We start from the raw sequence: 16871 nt of genomic DNA, 5'->3' as shown, positions 1-16871 counted from the left end.
TCAGTTCAGCAGACCCGGGGCCACCAGGGCCAGGGTCGGGACGAGCACCAGCAGTACGGCGGTGGCCATGACCGTTGCCCGCCCGGAGGCGGGGAGTTCCCCGACCGGGCTGAGCAGCCGGCGCAGCCGCAACGAGGAGAGTTGGCTCGGGGGCACCGCCGCGGCGCGTCCGGGCCCGGCGGCCGATTCCCGGGCCCCCGTTCCGTGGGGCCGGTCGGTTTCCACGGCATCGCCGAGCCGCGCCTCGACGGCCCCCACCGGGGAAGGGTCCATGCCCGAGGACACGGCAACCAGGGAGCGCAGCAGATCATCGCGGGACACCTGTTCCAAGGCGGCGTCGTCGGCCAGCATTTCGATCAGTTCCTGGACGGCCAGACGTGCCAGCCGGGAGGTCGGCAGCCAGGGCAGCGCCTGGTTCCAGGATTCGAAGGCCAGGACCAGCAGATCATGACGCTGATCCAGGTGGGCCCGTTCGTGGGCGACCACCCCGCGCAGGCCCTCTTCGTCGAGCGAGTCGAGCAGTCCCCGGGAAAGGACCGTGAGGGAGCCGTTGAATCCGGGCAGGCAGTAGGCCACCGGTGCCTGGTGCTCGACGACGACGGTGCCGGGGATCGAGGCGGATGGACCGCTGAGCAGGGCCAGCAGGCGGCGGTGGCGGGCCCGCTGGCGGGTGACCTTATAGGCGGTCAACAGCAAGGTGAAGACGAGGTGGGCGCCGAGCAGCAAGGCGGTGCTCAGGGCAAAGACGTGGACGACCGTCAGCAGGGCGGCGCCCGGTTCCCCGGCCAGGATGCCGCGGAATCCCGAGAGGGCCGACAGGAGGTTGTCGCCCAGGGGGGAGAGTCCCCAGACGAGGAAGGCCCCGATCATCGACAGACCGCCGGCCAGGGCGATGGCCTGCCAGAGCAGCAGGGCGGTGAAGGGGGACCGGGAGGTCCAATGGGCGCGTGAGAGCACTATCGGGGCCGGCCACGCCAGGATGATGGCGAGGCCGAGCAGGAGATAGGAGGCTGTCAGCATCGTAGCCGGGGAGCGGCGGTGGCGCCGCTAGGCGTTGGCTCCGTCATCGAGGATGCGTCGCAGGGAAGCCAGTTCGACGGGGGAGATGCCACCGATGAAACGGGCCAGCACGGCTTCACGGTCCATGACGTTGCCCATGGCCTCGTTCATGAGTTCCACCGTGTGTTCCTCGCGGCTGGTGACCGCGCGGTAGCGGTGCGGCCGGGTATCGCGTTCACGGGTGACGAGCTGTTTCTTCTCCAGCCGGGCCAGCACGGTCAACACCGTGGTCACCGCCAGTTCCTTGCCGTCGTTGCTGTGGGCCTGCGCCAGCTTGTCACGAAGGTCGTTGGCCGTCTGCGCTTCGGCACCGTCCCACAGCAGATCCATCACCGAGCGTTCGAGGTCGCCGAGAGTTGCCAATGATCTTCCTTATCTAGCCCAACCAGGTCTACGCAGGGTTCACGTCGGTGGAGTCTGTTCATCCTCCGGTCCGCTGCGCTGATACCAATCTACCCTGATTTCCGTCCAGGTTCTACATGGCGTAGAAAATCGGGTATTCTACAAAGCGTAGAAAACGTCTCGGGGGCTCTCCCGGGACGTCCGCAGGGTTTGGAAGGTTGTTCATGGACCCCCTTGAAATTGCCCGCTGGCAATTCGGCATCACCACGGTCTACCACTTCCTGATGGTGCCGTTGACCATCGGACTGGGCATCCTCGTGGCGGTCCTGCAAACCATGTGGGTGCGCACCGGCCGGGACGTGTACCTGCGGATGACGAAGTTCTGGGGCAAGCTGTTCCTGATCAACTTCATCATGGGGGTGGCCACCGGTCTGGTCCAGGAGTTCCAGTTCGGCATGGCCTGGAGCGAGTACTCCCGATTCGTCGGTGATGTCTTCGGGGCGCCGCTGGCCATGGAGTCCCTGCTGGCCTTCTTTGTTGAATCCACCTTCCTGGGACTGTGGATCTTCGGCTGGCAACGACTACCGAAACTGCTGCACCTCGGCTGTATCTGGATGGCCACCCTGGCCTCGGTCCTCTCCGCCTATTTCATCCTGGTGGCCAACTCCTGGATGCAGCACCCGGTCGGTGTCGAAATGGTCGATGGACGCCCGGTCATGACCGACGCGTGGGCCGTTTTCACCAACAGCACCGCCCTGGTCACCTTCCCGCACACCATCTTCGGGGCCTTCGCCGTGGCGGGTGGGTTCCTGATCGGCATCGCCTGGTTCCACCTCTACCGGCGCCGCAAGGCGGGCATCGACACCGTGGATGCCCAGGGATACGTCATCGTCGGCCAGGACACCTCCCATGGTGCAGGCCGGGACAAGCTGGACCACGCGGTGTGGCTCAAATCGCTGCGCATCGGCGCGGTCGTGGCGATGGTTGCCTTTGCCGGGGTGGCCTTCTCCGGGCACGCCCAGGCCCAGCTGATGTTCAAGCAGCAACCCATGAAGATGGCCGCTGCCGAAGCCGCCTGCCACGACGGCACCGGCTTTTCCGTGCTGACCATCGGCAACCTCGGGGGCGGAGGGGCCACCACCTGCGACGACGTCGTGGCGGTCTTCGAACTGCCGGGACTGCTCTCCTTCCTCGCGAACGACGACTTCACCACCGAGATCCCCGGGGTGAACACCCTGCTGCCGCAGTACCAGGAGAAATACGGGACCCACCTGCCCGACGACCCGATGTACGGGGACCGGGCCGGGCAGGAGATCAACTACCTGCCCCTGATGGAGGTCACCTACTGGGGCTTCCGGCTCATGATCACCTTCGGTGGCATCGCGGCGGTGGCGGCCCTGGTCGCCCTGTGGGTGGTGCGCAAAGGCACCGTGCCGGAGAACAAATGGATTTCCCGGCTGGCGGTCTTCGGCATCCTGGCCCCTTTCGGAGCCAACTCGGCGGGCTGGATCTTCACCGAGATGGGGCGCCAGCCCTTCGTCGTGGCACCGAACCCGACCATGGACGGCTCGGTGGACCAGGTCTTCATGTATACCGCCGCGGCCGTCTCCCCGGGGGTCTCTGCCGCCGAAATGCTCTTCTCGCTCATCGCCCTCACGGCCGTCTACGGGGTGCTGGCGATCGTCGAGGTCAAGATGATCGTGCGCTACGTGCGCGGCGGGGTACCGGCGGCCATGCCCGAATTGACGGCCCCACCACCAGGGGAGGACGACGACGACACCCCGCCCGGCGACGGCGACGTCCTCGCCTTCGCGTACTGATCCGTCCTGCGGAAACGATCTAAGGATTGATGATGGAATTCCTCCCGACACTCTGGTTCGTGATCATTGCCGTGTTCTGGGCCGGCTACCTCTTCCTCGAGGGCTTCGACCTCGGGGTGGGCATGCTGATGAAACTGCTGGCCCGCAACGAACGGCAGCGGCGGGTCCTGCTGAACACGGTCGGTCCCGTCTGGGACGGCAACGAGGTCTGGCTGATCACCGCCGGAGCCGCGACGTTTGCTGCCTTCCCGATGTGGTACGCCTCGCTGTTCTCCGCCCTGTACGTGCCCCTGGTCCTGGTCCTGGTGGCGTTGATCTTCCGTGCGGTGGCCTTCGAATACCGTGGCAAGGCCCATCGCCAGTCCACCAGGAACCTCTGGGACTGGGCCATCAGCCTCGGCTCCTTCACCGCGGCCTTCGGGGTGGGGGCGATGCTCGCCCTGACGACCACGGGGCTTCCCTTGGACGCCAACGGCGATCGCGTGGGCGGGGCCTTTGCCTGGTTCACCGGGTACGCCGTCCTGGGGGGCCTGGCCGTCGTCGCCTTCTCGCTGATCCATGCGCTGGCCTTCGTCGGACTCAAGACCGACGGTGAACTACGGGGGAGGGCCCGCCGGATCATCGGCCGATGGCTGCCGGTGGCCCTGGCGCCGATGGCCCTTTGGGCGATCCTGGTGGTCGTGCCGACCGGCCAGGTGGTCCCGCTGGGTCTGCTGGTCCTCGCCGTCGTGGGGGGCGTCGCCGGATGGCTGGCCAACCGGCGTGGCGCCGAAGGGTGGTCCTTCGCCTTCTCGGGGGCCTTCCTGGTGGCCGGGGTCTCCGCGATCTTCGTGGCGGTCTTCCCCGTGGTCCTGCCCTCGACGATCGACCCCGCGTTCAGCCTGACCGTCGCCAACGCCTCCTCGAGCGAATACACGCTGGGACTGATGAGCATCATCGCGGCCTTCGGTATCCCGCTGGTGCTGCTCTACCAGGGCTGGTCGTACTGGGTGTTCCGCCAACGGGTCTCCGAGAAACACATTCCCGACGCCCATACCGTGACCCCGGTGGTCTAGGACCGAGATGACCCGTATGACGACGCCTGCCGGCGGTCCCCACCAGGGGCTGCGCGAGGTCCCGCGCGGGCAGCTGGTGCTGCTGGCCGCCCTGGCCGCCGTGAAGGCCGTGGGCCTGATCCTGCTGGGGCAGGCACTGGCCACCGGAATCACCGCGGTGGCCGACGGCACCGTCGGCTCCCACCCGGGGACCGTCCTGGACCTGGCCGGTTCCCTGGCTCCCCTCTGCCTGCTCGGGGCACTCGGGGTGCTGCTGCGCGCCGCAGCCACCTGGGGCATGACCCATGCCGCGCAGCGGACCGCCCGGGGCACGAAGGAACGCCTGCGCCACCGTCTGGTCGCCGCCGAACTGACCGGAAGGACCCGTCCGGGAGGCGCCGATGCGCCGAACGGGCCCGGTGCCGTGGCCGCCTTGGCCACGCGCGGGCTCGACGGCCTGGACGAGTACTACACGACGTTCCTGCCCGCTTTGGTGGGCGCTGCCGTCGTGCCGGTCTTCATCGGGGCCCGCATCCTGGCCGCAGACTGGGTCAGTGCCCTCATCCTGGTGCTCACCGTGCCCCTGGTGCCGGTGTTCATGGCCTTGATCGGGCTGCATACCCAGGACCGGGTGGCCCATGCCGCCGCGGGGCTGGATGCCTTGTCCAACCAGCTCGCCGAACTGGCCCAGGGCCTGCCGGCACTGATCGGGTTGCGTCGTTCGGCCGAACGACGGCAGGGACTCACCGCGGTATCGCGTCGCTACCGGGAAAGCACGATGTCCACGTTGCGTACCGCCTTCCTGTCCGGGTTTGCGCTGGAACTGATCGCGATGATCTCCGTGGCCGTCGTGGCCGTGTTCATCGGGGTGCGGCTCGTCTACGGGCAGCTGGGACTCGACGTGGGACTGCTGGCCTTGATCCTCGCCCCTGAGGTCTTCCTGCCGTTGCGCGCCGTCGGCGCCGCCTTCCACGCCTCCGAAGACGGTCTGGAGGCCCTCCGCCGGGCCGAGGACCTGCTGGGGGAGGACCTCGAGGGGCCCCGGCCCGCCGCCGAGGACCCGGAGGGGGCCGACGAGGAGCCGGGCCCCGTCGGGCTGCGCGTGCACGACCTGGTCGTCCGATATGCCGGCGCGCAGGCCCCGGCCCTCTCACGGGAGGAACTCACGGTGGCTCCCGGCGAACGAACCGTCCTGGACGGTCCCTCGGGGAGCGGGAAGACCACCTTGCTGCATGCCCTGGCGGGAGTGCTTCCCGCCGATGCCGAGGTGGCTGGGGTGATCGAGGTCCCGGGGGCGGCCCGCACCGCCTGGATCGGCCAGCACCCCCGGTTCACCGAGCCCACGGCCACCGCCGAACTACGGCTCTACGCGCCGGACGCCGCCCCCACGGAACTGACCCGGGTGCTTCAGGACGTGCGGGCGGGACATCTGGCCACCCTGCCGCTGGAGCGGCTCAGTCCCGGGGAACTCCGCCGCATCGCGGTGGCCCGGGCGCTGCTGCGCATCCGGTGCGCCGGAGCCTGCGTGTTGTTGGCCGACGAGCCGACGGCCCACCTGGATGAGGTGAGCGCCGCAGCCGTCAGGAGCGCGCTGGCAGGTCTCGTTGATGAGGTGACGCTCGTCGTCGCCACCCACGACCGTGAACTGGCCGCGATGCTGCGGCCGACACCAGCCGCCGGGCAGCTCCAGGCCCCTCGGGAAATCCGAGGGGACCTGCCGGCAACACAGGCTTCCGTCGCGCTGCCGCCCGGCCCGGCGACACCCGAGACCGCTGAAGGGGCCACCCCGGCCCCCGCCTCCGCATGGCCCGCCCGCCGGGGGCTGCTGCGCTCGATCAGGTGGTGGCGTTCGGGAATGGCCGGCGGAATACTGCTGGCCACGGCCTCGGTGCTTTCCGGAGCCGCCCTGACCGCGGTCTCGGGGTGGCTGATCGTCAATGCCAGCACCCAGCCGCCCATGATGGTGCTCATGGTCGCCATCGTCGGGGTGCGCTTTTTCGGATTGGGCCGGGCCGTCCTGCGCTACGCCCAACAGCTGGCCGTGCACCGGGCGGTCCTTGACTGGGCGACGACGCTGCGCGCCCGCCTCTGGGACGCGCTGTCCGACCGCCCGGCCGGCTGGGGGAAGCTGACCCGTTCGGGGGACGCGCTGAGGTACCTGGTGGCCGACGTCGACGAATTGCGTGATGCAGCCCCCCGGGTCCTGGTCCCCTTGCCGGCAGCGATCCTGGCCTGGCTCGGTTCCCTGATCACCGCGGCCCTGGTCTTCCCCTCGACCACGGTGATCTTTCTGGGCGCCGGGGTGCTGGGCTTCCTGCTCGGACCCTGGTTGGCGGTCCGCATCGAACGCGGCTCGGCCGTCGAGGCCGCCCGGCACCGCAGTTGGGCGACCGGCCGGATCTCCACGCTCTTCACCGCCGCAGCGGACCTGCGGGCCAACGGGGTCGCCACCCGGGCGGCCACCGGCTTCACCCGCCGCGACCGCCAGGCCTCCACCACACTGCTCAGGGCCGCCATGGGGACGGGACTCGGCGAGGCCATCGCCGTGCTCACCTCCGGGCTGGCGGCGCTCGGATGCCTACTGGTCGCCGGTGCCGGCGGGGCAGCGGGAGCAGACGCCGCGGCCCTTCTGGCGGTGGTGGCCTTGCTCGCGCTGAGCCTGAACGAACCCTTCGCCAATGCCTCCGAGGCCGCCTCGAAATTGCCGCTCTTCGGCGACCGGCTCGATGCCGTCGGCCGGATCCTGCTCCCGGAGGACGACGACGCCCCGGCACCGCTTCCGGCCTCGGCGTCCGAAGGCGCCGTGAACGACGCCGGATGCGACGGCGGCAAGGCACGGGTGGAATCACTTCAACTGGACCGGGTCTCGGTGACCTGGACGGGCACCACAGCGGTGGTGGAACAGATTTCGGCACGGGTCGAACGGGGCGGCTGGTTGGCGATCACCGGCCCCTCGGGATCGGGTAAATCCAGTCTGCTGGCCGTCCTGTTGGGACTGGTCCGGCCCTCGCATGGAGCCTTCCGGCTGGAGGATGGATCCGGCAGGGTCCTGGACCCCTGGAGGGAGCCGGAGCACGCCGCACCCCTGCTGGGACGGATCACGTGGTGCCCGCAGGAAGCCCACCTCTTCGATTCAAGCCTGCGGAACAACCTCTCGCTGGGCCGTGCCGCCCACGATCCAGCGACCGATGCCGAACTCCACGCGGCGCTCCACCGGGTCGGGCTCGGAACCTGGTTCGCCCAGCAGGGCCAGGGGCTGGCGACCCGGATCGGCAGCGGGGGACACCGGCTCTCCGGGGGACAACGTCAACGACTCGCGGTGGCCAGGGCCCTGGTGGCCCGGGCGGACGCCGTCCTGCTCGATGAACCGACGGCGCATCTGGGCCAGGGCGAGGCCCTGGAACTAATCGCCGATCTACGTGAAGCCCTCTCGGGAATGGCCGTGGTCATGGTCACCCACGATACGGCGATGGCCGCCGGCGCCGATACGGTCCTGGATCTGGGCGGCGGGGCAATGGTGTCGCCGTTGCGGTCCTGAGCGGTGAATCCCCGGCACCGGCACCGGCGGGGGTCGCGGCCGGCAGGGCAGTACGACTAGGGGTCCACCGGCGTCGTGCCGCCGCCTTCGACCTCCACGACCGCCGAATCGGCGAAGGGGACGCTATCCTCTTCCGGGGCCGCCAGCGGGGCGCGCTGGGGCTGCTCCGCATCGAAGCCCGGCAGGAAGTCTCCGACCGGCTCTTCGGGGCCCGCCTTGCCGCGGCGACCCGCCGCCGGTCGGGAGGTGGAGGTGCTGCGGCGTCTCGGTGTCGGGGCGGCCTCCGGCGCGGGGCCGGTGCCGCCGGCAGTGTTCTCGCCGGAGCGCTCGATCGGCGGTGCGGGTTCGCCCACGGCCTCGGGGGCGATCGGGGCCCCACCGAGGGCGTCGACCTTGCTCGACAGGGGAACCCCCGAACCATCACGGCGGCCGTGTTCCAGGGGCAGCGCCCGGGAGACCCCGGCCGCCGACGCGGCCCGGGCCGGGCCATGACCGGCCCACGCCAGGGCCAACACGCTTTCGCCCTTGAGGAAGCGGTGGGCCCGCACCCCGCCGGTGCCACGACCCTTGGCCGGGTATTCGGAGAGCGGGGTGACCTTCACGGTTCCGGCCTCGGTTCCGGGCAGGGTGGCCCCCGCCGCGGCAATGGTGACCACGACCGCCGAATCGTCCGCGGGATCCGCCGCACCGAAGAAGATGGCCTGGTCACCGTCAACGAGCTTGATTCCCGCCATTCCGCCGGCCGTGCGTCCCTGGGCGCGCACGGCGGATGCCGGATAGCGCAACAACCGGGCCTGGGCCGAAACGAAGACCAGATCGTCGTCTTCCCCCGGAACGCAGACGCCGATGACCCGGTCCCCGGGTTTGAGCGAGACCGCTTCGAACTCGTCACGGTTCAGCGGGTAGTCGGGGGTGACCCGTTTGACCACGCCGCGGGCCGTCCCCAAGGCCAGGACCTCGTTCAGCGGCACCAGTCCGATCACGGTCTCGCCCTTGGCCAGTGAAATGAATTCGGCGACCGGGACCCCGTCGTTCAGCTGCGGGAACGAGGTGGTGGCCGGAAGGACCGGGATGTCGAGGACCTGCAGGCGCAACATGCGCCCGGCGGAGGTGACGGCCCCGATCTCCCCCCGGGCGGTCGCCGGCAGCAGCGAGGCCAGCACATCGTGCTTGACCCGGGAGCCATCGGTGGGCAGCGGATCACGGGTCGTGGTGCGGGCCAGCCGGCCCGAGGCGGAGAGGATCGCCCAGCAGGGGTCGTCGGCGATCTCGAGGGTCAAGGGTGCCTTGGCGCTGGTGGACGCGGGCGCGGGCATCGTGGTGCCCTTCAACGGGGCCGCCGTGGCCGACTTCAACAGGCGGGTGCGGCGCGGGGTGGCATAGCGCTCGGAGACCTCGGCCAGTTCGCTGGAGACCAGGCCGCGCAGCAGTTCGTCCGAGGCGAGGATCGCGCTGAGCCGTTCGATCTCGCGCTGGAGTTCGTCGCGTTCCTTCTCGAGCTCGATCTGCGAGTACTTGGTCAGCTGGCGCAGGCGCAGCTCCAGGATGTGGTTGGCCTGGATCTCCGAGAGGTCGTAGATGGTCATCAACCGTTGGCGGGCCACCGCGGTTTCGTCCGAGTTGCGGATGATCTGGATGACCTCGTCGATGTCGACGATGGCAATAAGCAGCCCCTCGACCAGATGCAGCCGGTCCTTCTTCCTGCCTAGGCGGAAGGCGGTCCGACGGGTGACCACCGAAAGGCGGTGTCCGACGTAGACCTGGAGCAGTTCGCGCAACCCCAGGGTGCGGGGCTGGCCGTCGACCAGAGCGACGTTGTTGATGCCGAAGGAATCCTCCATCGGCGTGTACTTGTACAGCTGCTGGAGGACGGCATTGGGGTTGAAGCCGTTCTTCAGTTCGATGACCAGACGCATGCCGTTCTTGCGGTCGGTGAGGTCGATGACATCGGAGACCCCGACCAGTTTCTTGGCGGTGACGGCATCCTTGATCTTCTGGATGACCTTCTCCGGACCGACCATGTAGGGCAGCTCGGTGACGATCAGGCCACTGCGTCGGGCGCTGATCTGCTCGAGCTCGACCTTGGCCCGGGTCTTGAAGGAGCCGCGCCCGTTCGTGTAGGCGTCGTGGATGCCTTCGAGCCCGATGATCTCCCCGCCGCTGGGCAGGTCCGGCCCGGGGACGAACTTCATCAGTTCGGCCAGGGTCGCTTCGGGGTTCTCCACCAGGTGGCGGGCGGCGGCAATGACCTCTCCGAGGTTGTGCGGGGCCATGTTGGTGGCCATGCCCACGGCGATGCCGGTGGTTCCGTTGACCAGCAGGTTCGGGAAGGCCGCCGGAAGCACCTCCGGCTGAAGGAGCTGGTTGTCGTAGTTGGGGATGAAGTCCACGACGTCCTCGTCGAGGTGGTCGGTCATCGCCACTGCCGGGGAATCCAGCCGGGCCTCCGTGTACCGCGGGGCCGCCGGACCGTCGTCGAGCGAACCGAAGTTGCCGTGGCCGTCGATCAACGGCAACCGCAACGCGAAGTGCTGGGCCATGCGCACCATTGCGTCGTAGATGGCGGTGTCACCGTGCGGGTGCAGCTTGCCCATGACCTCCCCGACCACACGCGCACTCTTGACATGGCCCTTCTCGGGGCGCAGACCCATCTGGGTCATCATGAACAGGATGCGGCGTTGGACCGGTTTGAGGCCGTCACGGGCATCGGGCAGGGCCCGGGAGTAGATCACCGAATAGGCGTACTCCAGGAACGACCCCTCCATCTCCGAGGTCACGTCGATGTCGACGATGTTCTCGATGAAGTCCTGCGGTGGTTCCGGTGTCTGCCTGCGGGCCATGTCTGTGATTCCTCGAATCGGTGCTGATGTGGGGCCTGCGCGACTGGACGGTGCCACACGAATGGGCAGTCTCGTCGCTGGAAGCCGGATCACGACGGATCCGCGCACGAAGGCCGTAGGCTAAGCCTATGGTGCACGAGGTGGAAAATGCTGAATATCCGGCTCATTGGGAAGCCGATGTCGTCCTACGCGACGGGACCACGGCCCATTTGCGGCCCATCGGCCCCTCGGATGCCGCTGCTTTGCAACGGTTCCACGCCGGACAATCCGAGACATCGATCTACTTGCGGTTCTTCACGTTCAAGTCAAAGCTCACCGACCGCGAGCTGACCCGCTTCACCGAGGTCGATCACGTGAACCGGGTCGCGATGATCGTCCTGCGTGGCTCCGAGATCATCGGGGTCGGACGCTACGACCGACTCGATGACCCCCGCGAGGCCGAGGTGGCCTTCAACATCGCCGACAACACCCAGGGCAAGGGGGCCGGGTCGATCCTGCTCGAACACCTGGCTGCTGCGGCCCGTGAAAACGGGATCGAACGATTCAGTGCCGAAGTGCTGCCCGAGAACCGCAAGATGCTCACGGTCTTCGCCGAAGCAGGCTACGAGGTCAAACGCCGGTTCGACGACGGGGTGGTGATGCTGGAGTTCCCCATCGACCCGACCGAGAAGTCCCGGGCCGTCATGGAATCACGCGAACACCGGGCCGAGGCCCAGTCCCTGGCCGGGCTGCTTGCCCCGCGTTCGGTGGCCGTGATCGGCGCCAGCAGGCAGTGGGGGACCGTGGGATACACGCTGCTGGAGAACATCATCGAAGGTGGTTTCACGGGGCCGGTCCACGCGGTGAACCCCGATGCCCTGGAAATTGCCGGCATGATCTCCCATGGTTCCCTCTCTGAGATCCCCGGCACCGTGGATCTGGCGGTGATCGCCGTGCCGGTGGCCGAACTGGAAACCGTCGTGGCCGAATGCGGGGCCCACGGCGTGCGCGGTCTGCTCGTGGTGACCGAGACCTTCCCGGGAGACCAGGCCGAAGCGATGCAACGCCAGCGCGAGCTGGTGCGGTTGGCCCGCAGCAACGGGATGCGGCTAATCGGTCCGGCCTCGCTGGGACTGGTCAATACGGCCCCTTCGGTCAGTTTCAATGCCTCCATGGCCCCGGGGATGCCCCGACGCGGGGGCCTGGGGCTGTTCAGCCATTCCGCGGCGATCGGTGTGCTCGTCTACTCGGCGGCCAGCCGCCGCGGCATCGGGGTCTCCAGCATCGTTTCGGCGGGAAACCGTGCCGACGTCTCCGGCAACGACGCCATGCAGTTCTGGGAGGACGATCCCGAAACCACCGCCGTCGCCTTGTTCCTAGAAAGCTTCGGCAACCCCCGCAAGTTCTCACGCATCGCCCGTCGACTGGCGAGGAAGAAGCCGGTCATCGTGGCCAAATCCGATGTCATGGGCCTGCGGTTGCCCCCGGGCCATGCCGTGCGCACCACCCAGGCCCCGTTGGGCGCCGTGGATGCGATGCTCCGCCAGTCCGGGGCCATCCGCGTGGCCTCCAACGAACTGTTGATGGACCTGGCCCAGCTCTTCGCCACCCAGCCGCTGCCCGCCGGCAACGGGCTGGCGATCGTCGCCAACTCGCGGGCGCTCTCCCGCGTGGTGGAGGACAACGCCGAACAGCACGATCTGGAGGTCGTCGCCCGTGAATGCGAACTGGTCCTGACCGACGGGGCCTCCCGCGCCCTGCCTAGGCTCCGGACGATGCTGCAGACCCTGCTGGCCAGGGACGAGGTGCACTCGCTGATCCTGGCGGTCCTGCCCGCCCCGGGCATCGACCACCACGAGCTGGCCCGGATCCTGTTCGACGCTGGCCGGGAGGCCGGCAAACCGGTACTGGCCTCCTTCACCGGCATCATGGATCCGCAGGAGCCCGCCGTCGGCCTGATCCAGACCGGCCCCGTCCCAGCCGGGGGCACCGCCGAGGTGGAGGCCACCCCGGACCAGGACGGGGCCGGGCCCGTGGAGGTCCGGCAGGATGCCGTCCCCGCCTATGCTTCTCCGGGGACCGCCATCGGGGCCCTGGCGGAAATGGTCGGCTACGTCGATTGGCGGGGTCGGGACTTCGGCGAATACGTCGAATCCACGGGAATCGACAGGGACCGGGCCGATGAGCTGCTGGCCGGATACATGCACCGCGTGGACGGCACGGAACTGCTGGCGCTCTCGACGGAGGACGCCGTCGAACTGTTGGGATGCTACGGCGTCGGGGTGCTGGAATCGGTCCGGTTCAGCGACGAACAGGAGGCCGTCCAGGCCGCCCACCGCATCGGCTGGCCGGTGGCCTTGAAGGCCACCGACCAGTACCTGCGCCACCGGCTGGATCTGGGCGGGGTGCGGCTGAACATCACCGACGAGACGGCATTGCGCCAGAACATCCGGCATATGCAGCAGACCTTGCGCCAATACGGTGCCGACGACCTCGAGGTCCAGACGATGGCCGCCTCCGGCCAGGGCTGCGTGGTGCGGGCCTTGGAGGACCCGCTGCTGGGGCCGCTGATCTCCTACGGGCTGGCCGGGGATGCCGTGAATCTGCTCGACGACTGGGCCCACGCGATCCCGCCACTGACGGACACGGACCTCTCGGACTTCGTGCGCACCCCCCGCGCCTCACATAAGCTCTTCGGCTACCAGGGCTTCCCCCGGGTGGACGTGCCGGGGCTGGAGGACTTCCTCAACCGGGTGGCGACCCTGAAGGACGACCACCCGGAAGTGGCGCTCATGGAGTTCAACCCGGTGCTCGTCTCCGAAGGATCGGTCACCGTGCTCGCCGCCGATGTGCGGATCGGCAACCCCGCACAGCGCACGGACAGCGCCCGGAGGGCCATGCGCTAGGTCCGGGGGAGACGGACCGGTGCCGTCGTCGTCCCCGCCACGGCCCGCCGACGGCACCGACACCGGTAGAGTGGGGTGATGTTCTCCCGTACTTCGGCCCCCGGCCGTGATCTGCACAGTGCCTTGGAACGAGCAGGGTTCTACCCGAAGCTCGTCGCGGACGTCGTTGAAGACGCCCTGGATGGGATGGAGCCGCTGGCCCATCTGGTCCAGCTCGAAACCCATATCGAACACACCGAGGTCCACCGCCATGTCACCGTGCTGGTGCTGACCTCCGAGGTCATGGTCATCGTGCACGTGGACGACCAGCAACTGGACGTGGCCGGCGACCAGGTCATGGCCCAGGTCTCCACGGAGACCGTGCCGATCGGCAGGATCTCCTCGGTGGTGCTCAGCTTCGTCTACCACCAGCCGCAGAACTACCGCACCAGCGACAAGAGCCGCGAACTGACCCTGGCCATCTCCTGGTCCGGCGGACAACGCGTCGATCTGGCCCCGGCAGGATGTGCCGACCCCCAATGTGAAGCCGACCACGGGTACACCGGGACGCTGCAGAAGGAGGACGTGGTGCTGCGGGTCAGCGCCGAAGCCGATGGCCTCCAGGCCGTCGAGGACGCCCGGTCCTTCGCCCGTGCCCTGCGCCAGGCCACCACGACCACGGCCTTGGATCATCGTCCGGTCGCTGCGGCCGAATCGCGGGCTCCCCGTCCTGCGGGACGGTTCGTCCGCGGCCACCACCAGGGCTGAACCGCGTGAGCACAGCCCGCCCCACCCGACTCGAACCCGCCGACCCGCTGCCCGCGCCGCCGCGCTACGGCACCGCCGATCTCTCGGTGGTGATGTCCAGCGCCGCCGCCGTCCTGGGAGTCCCCGGGTTCAGCAACGTCCTGTCCCTGCCCAAGGCCCGCAAGGTCTGCGTGGTGATGGCCGACGGTCTGGGTAAATCACTGCTGAAGGCGCGCTCGGGGCATGCCCCGTTCCTGCGCTCGAAGATGGCCAATTCACGGACGCTCGATGCCTCGTTCCCCACCACCACGGCGGCGTCGCTGTCGAGCCTGGGCACCGGTGTGCCCCCGGGCCGGCATGGCATCGTCGGGTACGACGTCGTTGATCCGGCGGTACCGCGGGTGGTGAACATGCTCGGGAACTGGCCGGAGGATCTGGATCCGGCGGTGTGGCAGCCGTATCCGACGGTGATGGACCAGGCCTCGGAGCATGTCCATGTGGCCACGGCGAGCCTGCCCCGCTTCAGCGATTCGGCCTTGACCCGCGCCTCGCTCAAGGGGGGCGAGTTCCTCCCGGCGGGCACCCCCCAGGCCCGGGTGCGGGCCGCCACCGAAGCCCTGGCCGCCCACGATCGGTCATTGGTGTACTGCTACTGGAACGAACTTGATAAGGCTGGGCATAAATTCGGCAGCGATTCGCCCCAATGGCTCAGCGAGCTGGAGGAACTCGACGCGAACATGCGCACCCTGGCCCAACGGGTCCCGGCGGGCACGTTGTTGCTGCTGGTCGCCGACCACGGCATGGTCGACGTGCGGCCCGAAGCGCGCATCGACTATTCACGGGATCCGGAACTGCTGGAGGGGATCGCCCTGACGGCGGGGGAACCGCGGGCAGTGCAACTGCACTTCAGCCATGACGCCACCGAAGCGACCCGCGCCGCGCTGATCCGGAACTGGAAGGAGGCCTTCGGGGCGAAGGCCTGGGTCATCACCCGGGACGAGGCCATCGACCACGGCTACTTCGGGGAAGTGGACGAGCGGGTCAGATCACGGATCGGTGATGTGCTGGTCCTGGCCAGCGGGGAACTGGCACTCTTCGACGGCCGGCGGGTTTCACCCCGGGCCATGGAAATGATCGGCCAGCACGGGTCAATGACGCGGGCCGAGCGGGAGATCCCGCTCCTGACCCTGGCCACCCCGAAGTAGCCCGGGGCGCCGGGGCGCTAGTCGCGCTTCTTGCCCTTGCCGAAGACGATCTCGTCCCAGCTGGGCACCGAGGAGCGCTTGGCCTTCTTGCGCCCCTGGCCGCCGTCGTCCTCGGAGTCCTCGTGACGGGTCACGGTATCCTCGGCGTGGCGGAAATCCGCGGCCGAGAGACCGGGCACGACGGTGTATTCACTGGTGTTCGTGCTGACCCCGTCATGCAGATGCGGCAGCTCGTCATCATCGTCGTCATGCGGTGGAACGATTCCCAGGCGACGGGCTTCGCCCTCATCGGCGAAATCCTCGTCCCGCGGATGGGCGGCGGGGATGGACCCCTGGGACAGCATCATCGCCAGGGCGTCGTCGCCTTCCTCGTCCACACCGAGTCGTTGTCCCCGGCGGGCGCGCAGCACGTCGAGTAGTTCCTCGGCCTCCGGATCGCCCGGGGAGGTCGCCGCCGCGTCGGGGCCCTGCGGGTCATGGCCGGCGTCGGACTCGAAATCAAAAGGCCGGTCGGCCACGGCAGTGAGGCGACGATTGGTGAACGCGTTCTCCACCGGTTCCAGTTCGCTGAGGACCTGGGCCCAGCGGTTGGCGTTCTGCAGGGACTTACGGGCCGGATGGAAGACCCACATGGCCGGGGGCTCTTCGCCGATGCTGGCATCGGTTTCCGAGCCCGAGGCATCGAATTCAGCCGAGATGTTCCAGGAGCCGTCGCTGCGGCGCCAGGCATCCCACACCAGGGAGGCGGCGCTGACGCCCAAGGCATTGAGCCGGACGTCGACCATCTCCCCGAGCGAGGCCGGCTCATCGCCGAAGGCCGAACGGTAGGTGTCATGGGCCTGGGGGGCGGAGACCTCCACCCCACGGGCCTGTTGGGCGACGTAGTCGCGTTCGGCGCGGACGGGACCTTCGTACCGCAGCACGCGGTCCAACGGGAAGCCCGATTCCTCGGCAACCTCCTCGGCGGTGGCGCCGTTGCGGATCCGGGTCTGGATCTCCCGGGGGGAGAACGCCGCCGGTTCCTGTTCCGCGCCCGACGCGGCGGGTCGGCCAATGGGCCGGGCAGTGGCGGCGCGGAGCGCCTCGTCGATGCGCAGCACGAAGCTGGACCCATCGTCACTGCTCAACAGCAGGTGCTCGCCATCCTCTTGGACACCTACGAGCCGAAGTTGCTGCATACTTTCCCTCCACGGACGCTCACGTACGGATACGACTCTGCCACCGGGTGGGTGGAAAAGTCATTATTTGCCCTGGTGTGGCGCGGTTAGTTTACTCTCAGGCGGCCCCGGGAACCGCGGGGGAACCCCTGATCTGCGGGCCGGGGCCACGGCGGGGCGCCGGCCTCATCCCCCGGGCCCCGGTCACGGGGCGCGGGTCATTGGCTTTTTACCCCCCGATGGTGAACAATCTGTGCGTTGCGGG

The 16871-nt window shown here is 68.7% G+C and carries 10 protein-coding genes; 6 read left to right on the top strand and 4 right to left on the bottom strand.

The window, feature by feature from the left end; translation table 11 throughout:
* Together ACT3S2_RS03480 and ACT3S2_RS03475 are read right to left on the bottom strand one after the other, a co-directional pair.
* Complete coding sequence (locus ACT3S2_RS03480; protein ID WP_444554039.1) at positions 1-1020, bottom strand: M56 family metallopeptidase; 1020 nt, start codon at positions 1018-1020, stop codon at positions 1-3.
* Positions 1021-1047: 27 nt separating this feature from the next.
* Entirely contained in the window at positions 1048-1422 is a 375-nt protein-coding gene (locus ACT3S2_RS03475; protein ID WP_444561237.1) for a BlaI/MecI/CopY family transcriptional regulator, read from the bottom strand.
* 203 nt (positions 1423-1625) lie between these two features.
* Between ACT3S2_RS03475 and ACT3S2_RS03470 the strand changes: the two genes are divergently transcribed.
* From ACT3S2_RS03470 to cydC, 3 genes are read left to right on the top strand one after another with little or no spacing between them, the layout of a single operon-like run.
* Positions 1626-3221, top strand: coding sequence for a cytochrome ubiquinol oxidase subunit I (locus ACT3S2_RS03470; protein WP_444554037.1), 1596 nt, complete (start codon positions 1626-1628; stop codon positions 3219-3221).
* Positions 3222-3253: 32 nt separating this feature from the next.
* The gene (gene cydB, locus ACT3S2_RS03465; protein ID WP_444554055.1) at positions 3254-4276 is read left to right on the top strand and encodes a cytochrome d ubiquinol oxidase subunit II; all 1023 of its coding nucleotides are present in this window, start codon (positions 3254-3256) and stop codon (positions 4274-4276) included.
* A 7-nt stretch (positions 4277-4283) separates the two neighbouring features.
* A complete protein-coding gene (gene cydC / locus ACT3S2_RS03460) occupies positions 4284-7793 on the top strand; it encodes a thiol reductant ABC exporter subunit CydC (protein ID WP_444561236.1) in 3510 nt (1169 codons plus the stop codon).
* Positions 7794-7849: 56 nt separating this feature from the next.
* Here cydC and ACT3S2_RS03455 read toward each other — a convergent pair whose 3' ends face one another.
* On the bottom strand, positions 7850-10633 hold the full coding sequence (locus ACT3S2_RS03455) for a DNA topoisomerase (ATP-hydrolyzing) (RefSeq protein WP_444554035.1): 2784 nt from the start codon (positions 10631-10633) through the stop codon (positions 7850-7852).
* Between the two features lie 128 nt (positions 10634-10761).
* Between ACT3S2_RS03455 and ACT3S2_RS03450 the strand changes: the two genes are divergently transcribed.
* From ACT3S2_RS03450 to ACT3S2_RS03440, 3 genes are all read left to right on the top strand, one after another.
* Positions 10762-13518 (top strand): bifunctional acetate--CoA ligase family protein/GNAT family N-acetyltransferase, encoded by a 2757-nt coding sequence (locus ACT3S2_RS03450; RefSeq protein WP_444554034.1) that lies wholly within the window; start codon positions 10762-10764, stop codon positions 13516-13518.
* A 78-nt stretch (positions 13519-13596) separates the two neighbouring features.
* Positions 13597-14265, top strand: a complete 669-nt coding sequence (locus ACT3S2_RS03445; RefSeq protein WP_444554033.1) for a DUF5998 family protein — start codon at positions 13597-13599, stop codon at positions 14263-14265.
* A gap of 5 nt (positions 14266-14270) precedes the next feature.
* Positions 14271-15449, top strand: coding sequence for an alkaline phosphatase family protein (locus ACT3S2_RS03440; protein WP_444554032.1), 1179 nt, complete (start codon positions 14271-14273; stop codon positions 15447-15449).
* A 17-nt stretch (positions 15450-15466) separates the two neighbouring features.
* Here the strand turns inward: ACT3S2_RS03440 and sepH are convergent, their stop codons facing one another.
* Positions 15467-16627, bottom strand: coding sequence for a septation protein SepH (gene sepH, locus ACT3S2_RS03435; protein ID WP_444554031.1), 1161 nt, complete (start codon positions 16625-16627; stop codon positions 15467-15469).
* Positions 16628-16871 lie beyond the last annotated feature (244 nt).

Origin of the sequence: Arthrobacter sp. AOP36-A1-22 (assembly GCF_052377615.1) — a bacterium.
In the GTDB taxonomy this organism is placed as follows: domain Bacteria; phylum Actinomycetota; class Actinomycetes; order Actinomycetales; family Micrococcaceae; genus Arthrobacter_H.
This window is presented reverse-complemented; position numbering and strand designations above follow the sequence as displayed.